The sequence below is a fragment of the Synechococcus sp. CCY 9618 genome, from assembly GCF_019038415.1.
GTDB lineage: Bacteria > Cyanobacteriota > Cyanobacteriia > PCC-6307 > Cyanobiaceae > Cyanobium.
Genome location: NZ_JAFKRG010000102.1, coordinates 1 through 534 on the forward strand (window position 1 = coordinate 1; position 534 = coordinate 534).

A 534-nucleotide genomic window follows, 5' to 3' on the forward strand; every position below is an offset into this window, starting at 1 on the left:
CGGAGGCGGCGGCACTGCTGATGGCCTCAAAAAAGATCCAGGCCTACTGGGGAGAGGACGGGGGCGATTGACATCTCCCGATGATCGCCGCCAAGCCTTGAAGATCCTCAATGAGGGTCTGGCGGCGGGCGCACGTGCCAGCGAGCTGGCCAAGCTGCTGGGATTGAGTCTGAGCACCCTGCAGCGTTGGCGGCGTCAGTTTGCGGGTGATGGGGACGGACTGGATCGCCGTAATGGCAGTCACCGCCTGATTTCTCATCGCCTCACTGACGAAGAGCGGCAACGGATCCTGCTCACCTGTAACCAGCCGGAATTCGCCGATCTGCCGCCTGGACAGATTGTGCCGGCGCTCGCAGATCGGGGGGTCTATATCGGTTCGGAGCGCAGCTACTACCGCGTGCTCCATGCCCACGGCCAGGCTCATCGCCGTGGTCGGGCTCGTCCGCCCCAGGAGCCTCGTCCGGTGCCACGGCTGGAGGCCAGAGGGCCGAATCGGCTCTGGAGCTGGGACATCACCTATCTGCCCACCAGCGT

Annotated in this window: 1 protein-coding gene; it reads left to right on the forward strand. The window is 64.6% G+C overall.

The features are described 5' to 3' along the window. Positions 1-97: 97 nt before the first annotated feature. Positions 98-534 (forward strand): helix-turn-helix domain-containing protein (locus KUG41_RS16245; protein ID WP_254217352.1); only part of this gene is annotated, 437 nt, incomplete at its 3' end.